Here is a 17,606-nt window from a genome sequence, read left to right as displayed (position 1 = left end):
GGGATAAGCGCTGAAAGCATCTAAGCGTGAAGCCCCCTTCAAGATGAGATTTCCCAGTATGTAAGACCCCTGAAAGACGATCAGGTTGATAGGTTCGAGGTGGAAGTGCAGCAATGCATGCAGCTGACGAATACTAATCGGTCGAGGGCTTATCCTACGAACATTCGCTCGGATGTTCAACTTCGGACAAGATCAGCTAAACAAGACCTTCGCAAAGGTTCGTATCCAGTTTTCAGGGTGTTAGGTTTCCTGAATTATACTGTTCCCTGATAGCTCAGTTGGTAGAGCACTCGACTGTTAATCGAGTTGTCACAGGTTCGAGTCCTGTTCGGGGAGCCATTATGCTCTCATAGCTCAGTCGGCAGAGTGCATCCATGGTAAGGATGAGGTCACCGGTTCGATTCCGGTTGAGAGCTCCAGTGATTTTTTGCAAGATGGCCCGTTGGTCAAGTGGTTAAGACACCTCCCTTTCACGGAGGTAACAGGGGTTCGAGTCCCCTACGGGTCACCATTTTTTCCTCAATCCCGGAGGCTTAGCTCAGCTGGGAGAGCATCTGCCTTACAAGCAGAGGGTCGGCGGTTCGATCCCGTCAGCCTCCACCAGTATACTGGGGATTAGCCAAGCGGTAAGGCAACGGACTTTGACTCCGTCATCCCTAGGTTCGAATCCTAGATCCCCAGCCATTTTAGTTTGAGTCATTAGCTCAGTTGGTAGAGCACCTGACTTTTAATCAGGGTGTCGTAGGTTCGAATCCTACATGACTCACCATTTTCACCTAATGAGAATGGAATTGTATATGCGCGCGTATGGCGGAATTGGCAGACGCACCAGACTTAGGATCTGGCGGGCGACCGTGGGGGTTCAAGTCCCTCTACGCGCATCACAAACAGAAGACCCTCGTTGAGGGTCTTTTTGTGTATAACTCTGTAGATAACTATTGCATAAACGGCGAAACACTTGCTATCACTGCATTACTTATCCACAGTTTTACCTGAATGTTGTGACTATTCATTCGATAATAAGTAGTTCTTCACAGAGTTATGCCATGTATGGGGATATAATATCAATCAACTCGTTCTAACACTTGACGGATCAACTGAGAATGATTATCATGGTATAGAACGTAATGAGAAATATTATCAAAGCAGGGCAGTCTGTTCTGCAAGGAGCTGTAAATAGATGAATTCATTCATGACAACAAAGCTGAATATCGGCTATGAGGAATGTCTTATTGTCGAGAACTTAAATATAATTATCCCTAAAGGTAAAATCACAGCGCTTGTGGGAGCCAACGGATCGGGTAAATCGACGATTCTGAAGACGATGGCTCGTTTAATGTCCCCTTCTGCTGGAACGGTGCTGCTTGATGGCAAATCGGTACATAAACAATCCACGAAGGAAGTGGCGAAGCAGCTTGCTATCCTGCCACAGAATCCAACGGCTCCCGATGGTCTGACAGTGGCTGAGCTTGTCTCCTACGGTCGTTTCCCTTATCAGAAGGGTTTTGGCTCATTGAGCAAGGAAGACCGTTCTGTAATCCAGTGGGCGGTTGAGAAAACCGGAATGACGGAATTCGCAGATCGGCCAATCGACCGTTTATCTGGCGGTCAGCGTCAACGTGCTTGGATTGCGATGGCACTGGCACAACAGACGGATATGTTGTTCCTAGATGAACCTACAACATTCCTAGATATGACGCATCAGCTTGAAGTATTGGAGCTATTGCAGCATTTGAATGAAACGGCAGGCAGAACCATTGTCATGGTTGTTCACGATTTGAATCATGCATCAAGGTATGCGCATCACATGATCGCGATTAAGAATGGTAATGTGGTCGGTGAAGGAACACCGGTTGCTGTAATGAATAAGGATGTCCTGCGTGAGGTATTTAGTATCGAGGCGGATATCATTCTAGACCCTCGCTCAGGTGTGCCGCTTTGCTTGCCTTATGCATTGGCTCGTACAGGAGCGCCTGAGGCGGTTCAGCAAGAGATTCCTAAGCCACTAAGTATGTCGGTATAGGCTGTGAGAGCAGTGCAATAAGCGCAAATCATCGCCGGTTATTGCACATCGCCGGCGATTGCAAAGGTATCATATTTTTTTTGGGAAAAGGGTTGCATTTCATAATTCAGCATGATATATTATTACTTGTCGCGCTTGAGAAAAAGCGACTGATACAATGCGGAAGTGGCTCAGCGGTAGAGCATCGCCTTGCCAAGGCGAGGGTCGCGGGTTCGATTCCCGTCTTCCGCTCCATTAGTGCCCTTAGCTCAGCTGGATAGAGCATTTGACTACGAATCAAAAGGTCGGGAGTTCGAATCTCTCAGGGCACGCCATTCTTTTCATGCAGTTGATACATAACGGGATGTAGCTCAGCTTGGTAGAGCACCTGGTTTGGGACCAGGGGGTCGCATGTTCAAATCGTGTCATCCCGACCATCTTCTTCTGCGGGTGTAGTTCAATGGTAGAACTTTAGCCTTCCAAGCTAATAGCGTGGGTTCGATTCCCATCACCCGCTCCATAAACGACATTCAAAGCCTTGGTACTCCAAGGCTTTTTATTTTTATATAGTTCGACCCTTATTCTTCCATGCGTGAAAAAGCTTCAACCGACTGTTATTTTGTAGTATGATGGTTAAAGTTAAAAATCGACAATACGGATTAAATTGGCTTATGTTGATGATTTTACGACCTGGAATCTGAGAATGAGTCGTATAAATACACATGACAAGTAGAATTCATGCGTTAAATCCGAAGATTTGCTTACGAGTGGTTTTGCTCCGTTAAACACAAAGACTATGCTTACGAGGTGGTTTTGCATCATGCGAAACCTGGAGGAGGATTAGGGAATGTCGGAACATGCTGGAACGACTGTCACAACCAACCGGCCGCAATCAAACAATTTGCTTCGCCGAGACGTTCGGTTCTTGGGGAACATTCTGGGGGATGTACTTGTCCACCAAGGCGGTCATGAACTGCTGGAGAATGTAGAGAAAATCCGTGAGATGAGTAAAGCGCTGCGTGCGCAATTCCTGCCGGAGCTGTATGAAGAATTCACTGCAGTCATTGATGCTTTGAATCCGGAGACGCGTCATCAGGTTATTCGTGCGTTTGCGATTTATTTTCAACTCGTTAATATTGCGGAACAGAATCACCGTATTCGCCGTAAACGCGATTACGAGCGTTCTGCTGGGGAAACGGTACAGCCAGGTTCAATCGAGAGCGCTATTCAAGTGCTCAAGGATCAAGGTATTGATGTAGGCAATGTGAGAAGCATTATTGAAGATATTTCGCTTGAGCTTGTTATGACAGCACATCCAACTGAAGCTACACGCCGCGCAGTGCTAGATATTCATCAGCGGATTGCAGCGGATGTCATGGAGTTGGACAACCCGACGCTGACTTACCGTGAGCGTGAGAAATTACGTGAGAAGCTGCTCAATGAAGTACTGACTTTGTGGCAAACGGACGAACTTCGTGATCGTAAGCCTACAGTTATAGATGAAGTGCGCAATGGCATGTACTATTTTGACGAGACATTGTTCGAAGTGCTTCCAAGTGTGTATGAAGAGCTCGAACGCTGCTTGGACAAGTACTATCCTGAAGAGCGTTGGCATGTACCTACGTATCTCCGCTTTGGTTCGTGGATTGGCGGCGACCGTGACGGCAACCCTTCGGTAACGGCAAAAGTAACTTGGGAGACTTTAACACTGCAGCGCGGACTTGTACTGGAAAAGTATGAGGAGCTTCTGAAAGAAGTCATGGGCCAGCTCAGCTTCAGCACGAATATCATTGAAGTTTCGGATGAGCTGCAGGAATCGATTAAGCAGGATCGTCAACTAATCGACACTCGCAGTGTGGATCTTTGGCGCAATGATAAAGAACCTTACCGGGTTAAACTCGGCTATATGCTGGAGAAGCTCGCTAATACGTCAAAGGATGCATTTAAGGGTTCGGTCAAGCGTTATAACAGCGCGGATGAGCTGAAAGAAGACCTGCTTATCATCGACAGAAGTTTGCGTAATCATTTTGCCGATTATGTTGCGGATACGCACATTCGTAAATTGATTCGCCAAGTCGAGTTGTTTGGATTCCATCTCGCTGCACTGGATGTTCGCCAGCACAGTAAAGAGCATGAGAATGCAATGACTGAAGTACTTGCCAACATGAACATCGTGGATAATTATGCGTCTTTGACCGAAGACGAGAAGATCGAGCTGCTGCACAAATTGCTGATCGATCCGCGTCCGCTTACTTCACCGCATTTTGAATATTCCGAGAGCACTCGCGAGTGCTTGGATGTTTACCATACGATTTACCGTGCGCAAGCTGAGTTCGGTGTGAACTGTATCTCCAGCTACCTGATCAGCATGACTCAAGGCGCGAGCGATATGCTCGAAGTCATGGTGTTTGCCAAAGAGGTCGGTTTGTTCCGCAAGGAAGCAAACGGTCAAGTTCGCTGCACGCTGCAAGCCGTACCTCTATTTGAAACAATCGACGATTTGCATGCGGCACCTGGCATTATGGAGCAGCTGTTTGCACTGCCTATCTACCGTCAATCTGTTGAAGCTCGCGGTAATCTGCATGAGATCATGCTCGGTTACTCTGACAGCAACAAAGACGGCGGCGTGGTTACGGCGAACTGGGAACTGCGCGTAGCGCTTAATGCGATTACCAGCGCAGCTAAGAAGTTCGACGTGAAGCTGAAGTTCTTCCACGGTCGTGGCGGAGCGCTTGGCCGCGGCGGCATGCCGCTGAACCGCAGCATTCTTGCACAGCCTCCTCATACGGTTGGTGGCGGCATTAAGATTACGGAGCAAGGGGAAGTTCTGTCGTCCCGTTACTCGATGAAGGGTATTGCTTACCGAAGCTTGGAGCAAGCGACTTGGGCGCTGGTTACAGCTTCGCGTTTAGCGAAATATCCGGAACAAGAAGCGGGAGCAACTGCTGAGTGGGATGAGATTGCACGTGGGATCTCGGAGACGGCGCTGACGAAGTATCAGGATCTGATTTTCCGTGATCCGGATTTCATGACGTTCTTCAAAGAGTCGACACCTCTTCCTGAGGTTGGCGAGCTGAATATCGGTTCCCGTCCTGCTAAACGTAAAGGAAGCGATCGTTTCGAAGATCTGCGCGCCATTCCGTGGGTATTCGCTTGGACACAAAGCCGCTACTTGCTGCCTGCATGGTACGCAGCCGGAACGGCACTGCAAGGGTATGTCGCAGGTGATGAGAAGCGTATGAACACGCTGCGTGTCATGTACGAGAAATTCCCGTTCTTCACCACATTAATTGATAACTTGCAAATGGCGCTTGCGAAAGCCGATCTGCAAATTGCCAAAGAATATGCCGGTATGATTTCAGATACGACGATCCGGGACCGCATCTTCACTCAAATCGAGGAAGAGTATGCAACGACATCTTCGTTTATTTTGCAAATTACAGGCCAAGCGGATATTCTGGACAACGTTCCTGTTATCCAAGAATCGATCCGTCTGCGTAACCCATACGTAGATCCACTAAGCTACATGCAAGTGCAGCTGTTGAAAGAACTGCGCGAGAAACGTGAAAACGGTGAAGCCGACGATCCAGAGCTGCTGCGTGAAGTGCTGCTCACGATTAACGGAATAGCGGCGGGACTTCGTAATACAGGTTGATGCCCGACCATTGGCTTGGCTGGCTGGTAGGCCAGACAGCATTGGTCGACGACCATTGGCTTGCGTGCCCCTACGGGGACAGCAGCATTGGTCGATGCTGATTGGTTTGCATGAGCCCTACGGCTCATGCAGCATTCAGCGATACCATTGGCTTGCGTGCCCCTACGGGGACAGCAGCATTGGTCGAATTTGATTGGTTTGCATGAGCCCTACGGCTCATGCAGCATCCCTTCATCAGATGTAGCATAACAATCATAAGAGGGGCTGGACGCCCGGACAGCTGTTGTCCGCCCGGGGTCCGGCCCTTTTTCTCGTTGTTATCCGTTCATCGGACAGAGGAGGCGGCTTCGCATGAAGAGGGATCCGATCTATTGGCTGTCCCTTCTTTGTGTGCTGGCAGGGGCTGCAAGCTACGGATTAATGTCAGTTCTTATTAAGAAAGCGTATGAGGATGGCTTTACCCAAGGGCAAGTGACCGTTCATCAGACGGGCATTGCGATGGTGATGTTGTGGCTGATTGCGCTGGTAAGGATGAAGCGGTGGCGGAATCCTCTACGTGGGCCGTGGCCTAAGTTAGTGCTCATCGGGACCTGTGGGCTTGCGATGACGACAATTCTATATAATTTGGCGCTGCAGCGATTAGACGCGTCACTTGCCATAGTATTGCTTTTTCAGTTTACATGGATTACCATCTTGCTAGACAGTATTCAGAAACGGATATGGCCTGGCAGATTACGTATGCTGGCGATTGTTATCGTGATGATCGGCACGGTGCTTGCCGTCGGTCTGCTGGAGAGCGAGCTGACAATGGTGAGTATCACCGGTGTCCTAGCAGGGTTCTTATCCGCCGTGTCCTATAGCTTGTTTATATGGTGGACGGGACAGTTTGAGGGGCAGCAGGATACTGTTATACGCTCTGCTGTCATGGTCAGTGCGGGATTTATACTCATCACGCTACTTTATGGCTCTGGGGCCTTCTCAGCAAGTCGAGAAGCGGCGCTGATTCGGTGGGGATTGCTTCTTGGTACATTGGCCCAAGTGGTACCCACATTGTTGTTTAATATCGGGATTCCCCGCATAGGCAGCAGCTTGTCTGCATTGCTCAGCTCCGTAGAGCTGCCCGTAGTAATACTGACGGCTTGGACCATCCTTGGAGAGCCGTTCAGCGTGTGGCGAGTAGTTGGTATCTTGCTCATTGTAGCAGGGATCGGAATAGCCGAATTGCCGACCGGTAAACGGAAGGGGAACTCGGCGCGTTTGGAGGAGAAGCATTGAAATCAGTAGAGGCGAGATTAGCCAAGTTAGCTTTGAAAGGCGATCAACGAGCTTTTGCAGAGCTTGTGGAGCTTTATCGGGACAAGCTTTATCATATGTCTTATCGAATGCTGTACAACCGTCAGGAAGCTGAGGACGTGGTACAGGATGTATTTTTGCGTGTATACAAAAATTTAGAGCGTTATGATGATACGATGAAATTCTCCACTTGGATCTACCGTATCGCAACGAATTTATGTATCGACCGATTGCGTAAGAGAAAGCCTGTGTATTCCTTAGATGCAGAGTCAGGTGAACATGAGGGTCTTGATGGTTACGCCATGATCCCAAGTGATAACCGTACGCCGGAGAGCGAGATGCTGCTGTCGGATACGCAGCGAATCATTCATCAAGCCATTGAGACGCTGCCGGCTAAATATAAATCGGTTATGGTGCTTCGGTACTTGGAGGAGCTGTCCTTGCAGGAAATCGGCGATGTGCTCGATATGCCGGTTACGACAGTGAAAACCCGTGTTCATCGCGGTCGGGAGTTCCTTCGTAAGAAACTGGAGCATAAGCTGTAGACAGATGCGGAATCCAGAAAAGCTAAATTTTGGTCAGGTGCGGATATTTGAAAAAAGTGAAACATCGCGGCCTTCAACACGTAACGTATATTACTGTAACTAACGAAGAAAGGAATGGCTGCTATGAATTGCAACGTCGCCATCATGCTGATGCATGATTATTTGGATGATGAGTTGCCTCACGATGATCTGGCTGAATTGAAACTTCATATAGATTCCTGCGAATCATGCTGCATCAGGCTTGAGCAGTTGGAACGGACAGAAGCGCTGACACATACGATGATGGACACTCGCTTAACGATTTCGCCGCATCAATCCGCACAGCTTACCAACCGCATTATGAGCTCGCTGCCGGTGAAACGCCGTAAAATCGGTTTCGCCAGCTGGATTCGTAATCATCCTGCCGTTTCGGTTGCGGCTGTATTTGCCTTTGTGATGTTCTCAAGCTTCCTCGCCATGTGGCAGCAGGATAATGATCTTACCGTACGCGGTGGAGATCTTGCACAGGTTATTATTGAAGGTGATACGGTTACCGTGCCGGAGGGGGCTCATTTAAAGGGAGATCTTACGGTTGAGAATGGCAAAGCAAACGTACTAGGCGATGTAGAAGGCGATGTAACCGTGATTTCGGGTTCGTTGTATCAAGCCTCTACCGCACATATATCCGGAGAAGTGAAGCAGATTGACCAGGCGCTGGACTGGTTTTGGTACAAAGTTACGCATTCCATCAGCAGTTTGGCCTATTGATTTTTGACTGCCTCCTCTTGCGGGAGGTTTTTTTGTGAAAAAAAAAGGATTTGCATCCCCGGTTCTAGAAAATAATAAAGTTAGAAATCCGATAAAAGAATTAGAATGCCCAGGCATTTGGTCTTTGGGGGTTGGCAGATGAACTATTTTGCAGATTTGACTTGGAAAGAATGGATCAAAGATCTCATTGATATTTCCGTTGTTAGCTATATTATCTATAAATTGATTCTGCTTGTTCGAGGTACAAGAGCGGTTCAGCTGCTGAAAGGGATCATTGTCCTGGTTGCGACATGGGCCATCAGCACCTGGTTTAATTTGTATACGCTCAAGTGGCTCATGAATCAAATGTTTACGTTCGGGGTCGTTACGATTCTGATTATTTTTCAACCGGAGCTTCGCAGGGCGCTCGAGCAGCTCGGACGAGGCAGTCTATTTAGTCGGTCCTCTGTAGTGGAGCGGGACATTAGTGAGCGGATTGGTGAGATCATTAAGTCGCTTAATTATATGGCTAAACGCAAAATCGGCGCATTGATCGTCTTTGAACGCAATACCGGTTTGTCGGATTACATTGAGTCCGGCATCCAAATGGAGTCACTCGTGAGCTCGGAGCTGCTGATTAATATCTTCATTCCGAATACACCGCTTCATGACGGAGCCGTTATTATTCGAGGCAGTCAAATTATGGCCGCGGGCTGTTATTTGCCGCTGTCGGAGAATCCTTTCATCAGCAAGGAATTAGGGACAAGGCATCGTGCTGCCATTGGCGTCACCGAAGTGTGTGATGCTGTGTCCATCGTCGTCTCGGAAGAGACTGGGCAGATTTCGCTTGCGGTCGGCGGGATGATTGTTCGTGACATTAAAGAAGAATCGCTGATCTCGAAGCTGTTCGAAGAGCTGAACCCGAACTCCAAAGCGCGTGAGCGTCAGGGCGCGAAGAAACCTTTCTGGAAACGGAAAGGAGGCAAACAGCATGGATAAGTGGCTAAGCCATCCGACGGCGATTAAGATTCTTTCGCTGATGATTGGGATATTGATGTGGGCTGTTGTCCATTTCGATTCGGAGAAAACGCCTAATACAGTGGCAACGCTAACGGAAACGCAGGAGATTGATGCGGTTCAGGTGACGCCAATTGGGATGGACGATAAGAATTATGCGCTAAGGCTGCTTGATCCGGAAGTCGTTCATTTAACGGTACAGGGCTCGAAGTCGGATTTTCTAATTGCTTCACGCAACAATGACTACCAAGTCACGGTCGATCTCAGTCAAGCAACTGAAGGGCGCAAGGTGCTTCCGGTTAAGGTGAACCTGCCTCGTGGACTGGAGCTCATCGAAGTGCGGCCGAGTAATGTGACGGTCGTATTAGAGCGCATCGTTACGAAAGAATATGAGGTCACGGTTAAGACCGATGGCGTGCCGGGTAAAGGGTACAAAATCGGGCAGCCCGTCGTGAAACCAAATAACCGCGTCCATGTGACGCTGCCGAAGGATCAGATGGATTTGGTCGCATCGGTCGGCGGAACGGTATCGGTCGAGGGTGAAGAAGAGACGGTTAATGATAAGAAAATGAAGCTTATCGCCTTCGATAAGGAAGGCAATGAGCTGACAGACGCAGTCATTAGTCCGAGCGTGGTTGAAGTGGAGATTCCGATTACGAAGCCGTTTAAGAAGCTGCCGCTGCAAATTGGATTCACGGGCAAACTCGCAGACGGATATGCAATTGCTTCCTTTAAGCAGAGTGTGGAACAGATTACGGTGTACGGACCTCAGGATGTGCTGGACAAGTATGACTATTATGATGGCATTACAATTGACTTGTCGAAGCTGACAGAATCAGGTACGATGGAGCTCGACATCCCTCCAATTGAAGGAATTGCCACAGTTGATCCGCTGACAGTCACGTTCGAGTATTCGATTGTGCTCGCCGAGACGAGGGTGATGTCGCATTTGCCGGTGAAGATGATTGGACTGTCAGAAGGCTTGAACGCGAAAGTAACGATCCCTCCAAACGGCATGGTTGATGCCATTGTGAAAGGGGCTTCGAACGTTCTGGCCGGGCTTGAATCCAAGGATGTTCAGCTGATTGCTGATTTAAGCGGACTTGGGCCAGGCAGTCATGATGTTCCGCTTGAGGTACATTTGCCGCGGTTCGTCGATCAAGCACCAAATGCGCCGATTACGATTACCGTAGAGATTACAGACAGCACGGAGACGATTACCGATTCAGACGGTGGAGGAGATACCGGAGGAGATCCGGCGACCACCACTCCCGATTCCGAGGCTGTGAATGGCGGGGAAGACGCGATATCCGGAGATGAACCTGCCGGTGATGGCCAAGGTAATAGTGACGGTACAGCCAATTCGAGCACGAACACGAACACAGCAACATCGGTGCCTTAGCGGAGCCAATCGTTGATTGATGCCTATTTTAGAATAGATAAAGGGGATTTTGGAACAATGGGAAAATATTTTGGAACAGACGGTGTACGCGGTGTTGCAAACCGCGAGCTCACGCCTGAGCTTGCTTATAAAATCGGTCGCTGCGGCGGCTATGTTCTTGCCGGTCAGGCTGAGAAGCCGAAGGTAGTTATCGGGCTCGATACCCGTATATCAGGTCCAATGCTGGAGGCATCGCTGATTGCGGGCCTGCTGTCCATTGGGGCAAGCGTTGTACGTATTGGCGTTGTATCGACGCCTGCCGTTGCTTACTTAACACGTGTGCTTGGAGCAGATGCGGGTGTCATGATTTCCGCTTCGCATAATCCGGTAGAAGATAACGGCATTAAATTCTTTGGCGGAGACGGCTACAAGCTCTCCGATGATACAGAACTCGAAATCGAGCGCTTGATGGATGCAGAAGTGGATGAATTGCCACGCCCTGAAGGTGGAGATATCGGTACGGTTACGGTGGATGAAACGGCGAAGCGCCAGTTTATCGACTTCTTGAAAACGACGGTTACGCATTCCTTCGCAGGGTTAAAGATCGTTCTTGACTGTGCGAACGGTTCCGCGCATTCCATTGCACCAACTGTATTCCGTGAGCTAGGCGCAGAAATCATCACGGTCGGCGCTGAGCCGAACGGACTTAACATCAATGAAGGCGTAGGTTCGACGCATCCGGAATATCTGCGTGAAGAAGTACTGAAGCATGGCGCGGATTTTGGTCTTTCCTTTGACGGGGATGCAGATCGTTTGATCGCCATTGACGAGAATGGTGAAGAAGCCGATGGCGATTTCATTCTGTGCATCTGCGGCGATGCGATGAAGCGGGCAGGCAAGCTGAACAACGATACAGTCGTCACGACAGTGATGAGCAACATCGGTTTCTTCAAGGCTGCAAGCAAAATCGGTTTGAATACGGCACAAACGGCGGTCGGTGACCGTTACGTGATGGAAGAGATGCGCCGCGGTGGGTTTAACTTGGGCGGCGAGCAGTCCGGCCACGTTATTTTCCTCGATTACAATACGACAGGTGACGGTATTCTGACTGCATTGCAGTTGACGGATACTCTCGTTGGTTCAGGCAAGAAGCTGAGTGAACAGAAAAAATTGATGCGCAAATATCCGCAAGTGCTGATTAATGTGCGTGTTGCAGATAAGAGCACGTACAAGGACAATCCGGTGATTGCAGCTGTTATCGCCGAAGTGGAGCAGGAGCTGGGCGACAACGGCCGCGTGCTTGTGCGCCCATCGGGGACAGAGTCGCTTATCCGCGTCATGGCAGAAGGTCCGGATAAAGAGCAAGTTGAGGCTTATGTAGCCCGCATCGTAGACACCGTGCGTGCAGAGCTTGGCGCAGAGTAGCAAATTGCGGCATTATCATTCATAACTTGTAGTGATCGGGCAACCCTAGACATACGCAGTTACTGCGAGCGTCTAGGGTTGCTTTTGTAATATTAGGATCGCGGCTTAGTTAGATAGGCTCCTGGAAAATATGTACCGTTTGTAAACGGTTTCCACAATTATTTGTTGCACCATCGCATAAAAATGAATATAGTAGGAGAAGTATCATTCAGGAAGCGAAAGTGAGGATAGAGGTTGTTAGCATGACAAAGCGCCAGAGCTTGCAAGGGTTTATACAGCTGCTGCACGGTCCATTCGGAAATGGCCATGCGGGTAGTAGTCGGGTGTATAAAGCGGCAAGCTGACGAGGTGGAGGTGTTCGGAATGTTCGGCGGGGACCTCCCGGTATTGCATTTAACCGTAAGCCGATACTCAAATAGACCGGGCGACCGGGCTGACAAAGGGTCGGTAAAATGCTCCATAGGATATAGAAGCACCTGCAGCAACGGAGGCTGGAGTGTGTGGATGTAAGATTGCAGATGTTCACGGGCAGTGGCAGCAACCCACAGAGGGGCTGTCTCTATTGCGTTGTGTTCGGACTAATTCCTTATTATTTTTCAAAACGCACATGAAGGTGCGCTTTCTTTCTTATTGTCTTTTTTGATAAAATTTCGAACCTTAGCAGGGACGATGCCGGCGAACTGAGACGGCTTTGTGCCGACGCATTCATTTCTCATGGCAACCGTTGAAGCGGGGTAAACTACCCAATACGGAGGTCTATTCATATGTGTGGAATTGTAGGATATATTGGTAAACGGGATTCGCAGGATATTTTAATCGAGGGTTTGAAGAAGCTGGAATACCGCGGTTATGACTCGGCAGGTATTGCTGTTTTCACGAAGAATGGTCTTGAAGTGCGTAAGTCGATTGGTCGTCTTGCAAACTTAGAGCAGAAGTTAGACGGACAGCCGCTTGAAGGCTCTGTTGGTATCGGTCATACGCGCTGGGCAACACATGGTAAGCCGTCCGATGCTAACTCCCATCCGCATACAGACAACACGCATAAGTTCTCTGTTGTGCATAACGGCATCATCGAGAACTATCTGGATTTGAAGGATGAGCTGATCGCAAAAGGCTGCAAGTTCGTATCCGAAACGGACACCGAGGTTATTTCCCATCTGGTTGCCGATGAGTACGATGGCGATATCGTGAAGGCTGTACAACGTGCAGTTAAACGGATGCGCGGCGCTTATGCGCTTGGCGTATTGACAGAGTATGAACCGGAACGTTTGGTTGCTGTTCGTTTCGCTAGTCCGCTCGTTATCGGCGTTGGCGAAGGCGAGAACTTCATTGGATCGGATATTCCGGCAATTCTAGAGCATACACGCAAAGTGTATATTCTGAATGACGGTGAAATGGCGATTTTGACGAAGAACGGTGTCGAATTGATGACGACTGAAGGCGAATTTATTTCCAAGGAAATATTCCATGTCGATTGGGACTTGGTAACGGCGGAGAAAGCCGGATTCGATCACTTCATGCTGAAAGAAATCTATGAGCAGCCAAAAGCATACCGCGACACGATGATGGGCCGTATTTCGGATGATGGCCGTTCCGTTGAGTTGAACGAAATCGGCATGACAGCGGATGAGATTCGTGCGATCCGTAAGATTCACATTGTCGCTTGCGGTACGGCGATGCACGCTGGTTTGGTTGGTAAAACTGTACTTGAGAACCTGGCTCGCATTCCGGTTGAAACGGATGTGGCTTCGGAGTATCGTTACCGTTCCCCAATCATTACGCCAGACACGCTTGTGATCGTAGTTAGCCAATCCGGTGAGACGGCTGATACGCTGGCTGCACTGCGTGAAGCGAAACGCTGCGGCGCACGTGTTCTGGCCATTACGAATGTCGTTGGCAGCTCGGTTTCCCGCGAAGCGGATGATGTGATCATCACGCAAGCAGGACCTGAGATCGCGGTTGCTTCGACGAAAGCTTACACGTCCCAATTGATCGCGTTCTACCTGCTTGGTTTGTTCTTTGCTGACACGCTCGGAACAAAAGATAAAGAATGGATCGCTGGCGTTGTAACGGCGATGCATCAGCTGCCTGAGCAAGTGGAAAGCATTCTTGATAAAGCGCCTGTGCTGAAGCAAGTGGCGGAGTCGCTTTCGAAGCATAACAACCTGTTCTTCATCGGCCGCGGCGTAGACTTTGCAGTTGCGCAAGAAGGCTCGCTGAAGCTGAAAGAAATCTCCTACATTCACTCCGAAGCTTATGCTGCGGGTGAGCTGAAGCACGGTACGCTTGCTTTGATCGAAGAGGGCATTCCGGTAATCTCGCTGATCACGCAAGAAGATCTGTACGAGAAAACACTTAGCAACATTAAAGAAGTGAAAGCTCGCGGCGCGCATGTACTTGGCGTTGTGAACGAAGGCTTCGAGGGTGAAGTTGCGAAGTCGGTTGATGAGCTCTTCGCGATTCCGAAGACGCTGCCGCTTCTTTCGCCGGCATTGTCGGTTGTGCCATTACAGCTGATTGCATACTATGCGTCGCTGGCACGTGGTAATGATGTGGATAAACCGCGTAACTTGGCGAAGAGTGTTACGGTGGAGTAGGGTTAGAAGTCGAAATCAGTAGTTGTGAATGCGTTAAATATTGTATATGACTGCAAAATATAGATTGTAACTGATAAAAGAAGTTTGTAACTGCATAATAAAGTGTGTGTGTATTTGTTACTAAGTTTAAGATCCTGTTGCAGGGGAAGCACCACACACGTAAGGAAGGGCCGAGGGAAAGTATCCTCGGTCCTTTTCGTAATATGAAAAGAAAAAATTCCTAATTAGTAAAACAATCAATGCCCGCAGCTTAGCGCATCGCGTTCGTTTATTCGATCGATACTCCGCTTTACTTTTAAAAATAGATACTTTAAGTTCCTTCCATCTTGACTATGTATTCTAACGAGAATTCGTTCAAATACTAGGATACGGTTGTTCAAAAAGCAATGTCTAGAACCTTTCATTAGTAGCAAACTAGAATTAATTGCTCTAATGGGAGGTTACTCTGCACACATAGCCATTGGCCACTCGTCCCATAGCCCTTCTATGTCGGAATACCAGCCAATGACTCATCTCGATTTTCATCCGCGCTGGAAAGATCAATAGTGCAAACGGAGGCTTGCGAAAAAAAATGAAAAAGCCCGCTACCAACATCGAAGAGGGCTGTTTTGCTTGCGTGGATCGTCGGATAAAAGTCCGCTCATATTTACCGGTGTTGTTCATATTCTTAAATTCTAGCAATATTTGAACGATTATCGTTTATACGAGTCGTAATTCGGCAACTCTAGTAGTAATACCAAATGACAAGAAAGGAGCTTTTACCATTGAAATGTATTAATTGCAACTCAATCGATATAGGAAGGATCGGTCCTCATCAATATTTTTGCTGGAATTGTTGTATCGAAATGAGTCTCATCGGCGAGAAGCTCGATGTTTATCAGGTCGAAAAGGATGGAACGCTCAGTTCATTGAATGATTTGTTCACGGAGCAAGAGGTTGTTAAACCTCAAGATACAGAAATAAGATCTATTCTGACTTGACTTGCAATTTGTCAGCACAGATCTCTTTTTGCGTTCCGCCGTCGGAAGGAAGCGAGAAGAAAGACGGTGCTATTACAGGCCGATTTATTGCATATCGCGCAGAGGATCTCATTAAGGGCTTGTATCTTCACATCGTACCGATCTGCTTTATCTAGGCGTTTTTGAGGACTGTACCGGTTGCTGCGATTATATCGGCTATGAAGAAGGCGGTCTCCAAAATTTCGGAGGCCGCCTCTTGGTGCTGAATTATGTACATACGGGCTTTCTCTTCCGCGGGTACAGTTTCGGGCAAGCTGCACGCTTGTCAGGTTCCCGTGTTAATTAAAGCCCAGTACGGGATGCGGCACGTACAGCTCTTCCAGCTTACGGATTTCGTCGGAAGTCAAAGCAAGTGAGAGCGCCGCAGTCGCGTCGTCCAAATGGCCGGGCTTCGTCGCGCCGATGATCGGTGCCGTGACCGCGGATTTGCTCAGTACCCAGGACAGCGCAACCTGTGCTTGCGGTACTCCGCGCTCGGTCGCGATTCGTCCGACGCTTTCGACGATCGCGCGGTCTGACTCGACGGCGGATGTATACAGCGTCTTGCCAAACGCGTCGGATTCCGAACGTTCGCTGATTTCATCCCAGTCGCGCGTCAAGCGGCCGCGGGCCAGCGGGCTCCATGGAATGACGCCTACGCCGAGATCTTGGCAGAGCGGAAGCATTTCCCGTTCTTCCTCGCGGTACAGCAGATTCAAATGATTTTGCATGCTGACGAATTTGGTCCATCCATGTCTCTCTGCAACGAACTGCGCTTTGAGAAACTGCCAGGCGTACATGGACGAAGCGCCAATATAGCGAGCCTTGCCGGATTTGACGACGTCGTGCAGCGCTTCCATCGTTTCCTCGATCGGCGTATGCGGGTCCCAGCGGTGAATTTGATATAGATCGATATAGTCCGTGCCGAGTCTTCGCAGGCTGTCGTCGACTTCACTCAGAATCGCTTTGCGCGACAAGCCGGCACCATTCGGGCCGAGTCGCATGCGGCCGTGAACCTTGGTCGCGATGACGACGTCCTCGCGCCGGGCGAAATCCATCAGCGCGCGACCGACGATTTCTTCGCTCGTGCCGTCCGAGTAAACGTTGGCGGTATCGAAGAAATTGATGCCCAGCTCAAGCGCCTTGCGGATGAAGGGGCGGCTTCGCTCTTCGTCCAGCGTCCATGAATGCGTTCCTCTTGTCGAGATACCGTAGCTCATGCAGCCCAGACATAGTCTGGATACCTCCAGGCCGGTTTGGCCCAGACGGGTGTAATCCATTTTGATTCCTCCTCTGAATTCTTCAAACGGAGTCTGCTAATCTCGCTGTTGACTCTATCGTAACGTTTTTTCAATGGGATCACAATTACCCTCGGAATCGGAAACGAGTCCATTCTGCAAGCTGGAGCGGACGCTTCAAAACGTTCACGCCTACGTATAGGGGAGACCGTTATGCCGGGCCCGGCATAGCTTCCCTATGAATTGTCGATAATATTTCATAGAAAGATATCGAGTGGGGGATGGAAAAGATGAATGGACGCGGACTAGTCGTCGATTTGCAGGAACTGTTCAGTTTCCTTGGGAAGAAGGGAGAGAAGGAAGAGACGCTAGCCGAGCTCGGGATGGCTAGCGAACGGATGCGTATCACGATCGCTGCGTACGAGGATCGGCGGGAAGCCTTGGAAGAGGAACTGCAAGAGGCGTCAGTGAACGCTCTCATTGCAATCCGTCGACAATACAGTGCGCGGGTGCAGGCGCTGCAGGAGGAGCAGAACTCGCTTTTAAACGAGATAAAGGATTCGCTCGTATTACCTCGCGATATGAAATAAACAGCCAAAGCCCGGCATTTTAGTGCATCATGTTCGTTTTACTTTATCCATATTCCGTTTTACCTGTAAACAACTAGTTCAATTCCATCTTGGCTATGAATTCTATCAAGAAATCATTCAAGTATTGCGAGGCGTTAGT

Annotated in this window: 12 protein-coding genes, 11 tRNA genes and 1 rRNA gene; 23 read left to right on the top strand and 1 reads right to left on the bottom strand. The window is 49.1% G+C overall.

Annotated features, from left to right (window positions below; translation table 11 throughout):
- The 22 genes from AC506A_RS18215 to AC506A_RS18110 all read left to right on the top strand — a co-directional run.
- A 23S ribosomal RNA gene (locus tag AC506A_RS18215) occupies window positions 1–157 on the top strand; the annotation flags it as partial.
- Window positions 158–263: 106 nt separating this feature from the next.
- Window positions 264–339 (top strand) — tRNA-Asn (locus AC506A_RS18210).
- 4 nt (window positions 340–343) lie between these two features.
- A tRNA-Thr gene (locus AC506A_RS18205) sits at window positions 344–419 on the top strand.
- Between the two features lie 17 nt (window positions 420–436).
- Window positions 437–511: transfer RNA gene (locus tag AC506A_RS18200), tRNA-Glu, on the top strand.
- A 16-nt stretch (window positions 512–527) separates the two neighbouring features.
- A tRNA-Val gene (locus tag AC506A_RS18195) sits at window positions 528–603 on the top strand.
- A gap of 6 nt (window positions 604–609) precedes the next feature.
- Window positions 610–684 (top strand) — tRNA-Gln (locus AC506A_RS18190).
- Window positions 685–693: 9 nt separating this feature from the next.
- Window positions 694–769, top strand: a tRNA-Lys gene (locus AC506A_RS18185).
- Window positions 770–801: 32 nt separating this feature from the next.
- A tRNA-Leu gene (locus AC506A_RS18180) sits at window positions 802–881 on the top strand.
- Between the two features lie 299 nt (window positions 882–1,180).
- On the top strand, window positions 1,181–2,023 hold the full coding sequence (locus tag AC506A_RS18175; protein WP_495462417.1) for an ABC transporter ATP-binding protein: 843 nt from the start codon (window positions 1,181–1,183) through the stop codon (window positions 2,021–2,023).
- 159 nt (window positions 2,024–2,182) lie between these two features.
- A tRNA-Gly gene (locus AC506A_RS18170) sits at window positions 2,183–2,257 on the top strand.
- 3 nt (window positions 2,258–2,260) lie between these two features.
- Window positions 2,261–2,337, top strand: a tRNA-Arg gene (locus AC506A_RS18165).
- A gap of 25 nt (window positions 2,338–2,362) precedes the next feature.
- Window positions 2,363–2,439: transfer RNA gene (locus tag AC506A_RS18160), tRNA-Pro, on the top strand.
- Window positions 2,440–2,448: 9 nt separating this feature from the next.
- A tRNA-Gly gene (locus tag AC506A_RS18155) sits at window positions 2,449–2,522 on the top strand.
- A 327-nt stretch (window positions 2,523–2,849) separates the two neighbouring features.
- On the top strand, window positions 2,850–5,657 hold the full coding sequence (gene ppc, locus AC506A_RS18150) for a phosphoenolpyruvate carboxylase (protein ID WP_495462416.1): 2,808 nt from the start codon (window positions 2,850–2,852) through the stop codon (window positions 5,655–5,657).
- A gap of 351 nt (window positions 5,658–6,008) precedes the next feature.
- Window positions 6,009–6,932, top strand: a complete 924-nt coding sequence (locus AC506A_RS18145; protein WP_495462415.1) for a DMT family transporter — start codon at window positions 6,009–6,011, stop codon at window positions 6,930–6,932.
- A complete protein-coding gene (gene sigW, locus AC506A_RS18140) occupies window positions 6,929–7,495 on the top strand; it encodes an RNA polymerase sigma factor SigW (protein WP_495462414.1) in 567 nt (188 codons plus the stop codon). The genes AC506A_RS18145 and sigW overlap by 4 nt, the downstream gene beginning before the upstream one ends.
- Before the next feature lie 123 nt (window positions 7,496–7,618).
- Window positions 7,619–8,242, top strand: coding sequence for an anti-sigma factor family protein (locus tag AC506A_RS18135; protein WP_495462413.1), 624 nt, complete (start codon window positions 7,619–7,621; stop codon window positions 8,240–8,242).
- A gap of 138 nt (window positions 8,243–8,380) precedes the next feature.
- Window positions 8,381–9,220 carry a diadenylate cyclase CdaA gene (gene cdaA / locus AC506A_RS18130; protein WP_495462412.1) on the top strand — a complete coding sequence of 280 codons (840 nt, stop codon included), beginning with the start codon at window positions 8,381–8,383 and terminating at the stop codon, window positions 9,218–9,220.
- Window positions 9,213–10,640: a CdaR family protein gene (locus tag AC506A_RS18125; RefSeq protein WP_495462411.1), complete on the top strand. Its 1,428-nt coding sequence runs from the start codon at window positions 9,213–9,215 to the stop codon at window positions 10,638–10,640. The genes cdaA and AC506A_RS18125 overlap by 8 nt, the downstream gene beginning before the upstream one ends.
- 57 nt (window positions 10,641–10,697) lie before the next feature.
- Window positions 10,698–12,044, top strand: a complete 1,347-nt coding sequence (gene glmM / locus AC506A_RS18120; protein ID WP_495462410.1) for a phosphoglucosamine mutase — start codon at window positions 10,698–10,700, stop codon at window positions 12,042–12,044.
- A 764-nt stretch (window positions 12,045–12,808) separates the two neighbouring features.
- On the top strand, window positions 12,809–14,641 hold the full coding sequence (gene glmS, locus AC506A_RS18115; protein ID WP_495462409.1) for a glutamine--fructose-6-phosphate transaminase (isomerizing): 1,833 nt from the start codon (window positions 12,809–12,811) through the stop codon (window positions 14,639–14,641).
- A gap of 764 nt (window positions 14,642–15,405) precedes the next feature.
- Complete coding sequence (locus AC506A_RS18110; protein ID WP_495462408.1) at window positions 15,406–15,621, top strand: YrzR-like zinc ribbon domain; 216 nt, start codon at window positions 15,406–15,408, stop codon at window positions 15,619–15,621.
- A 317-nt stretch (window positions 15,622–15,938) separates the two neighbouring features.
- On the opposite strand, the gene AC506A_RS18105 is transcribed toward AC506A_RS18110, so the two are convergent.
- Window positions 15,939–16,919 (bottom strand): aldo/keto reductase, encoded by a 981-nt coding sequence (locus tag AC506A_RS18105; RefSeq protein ID WP_495462407.1) that lies wholly within the window; start codon window positions 16,917–16,919, stop codon window positions 15,939–15,941.
- A gap of 248 nt (window positions 16,920–17,167) precedes the next feature.
- On the opposite strand from AC506A_RS18105, the gene AC506A_RS18100 reads away from it, so the two are divergent.
- Window positions 17,168–17,467: a hypothetical protein gene (locus AC506A_RS18100; protein ID WP_495462406.1), complete on the top strand. Its 300-nt coding sequence runs from the start codon at window positions 17,168–17,170 to the stop codon at window positions 17,465–17,467.
- Window positions 17,468–17,606: the final 139 nt, after the last annotated feature.

The sequence above is a fragment of the Paenibacillus sp. N22P23 genome (genome assembly GCF_059383735.1).
This window is presented reverse-complemented; position numbering and strand designations above follow the sequence as displayed.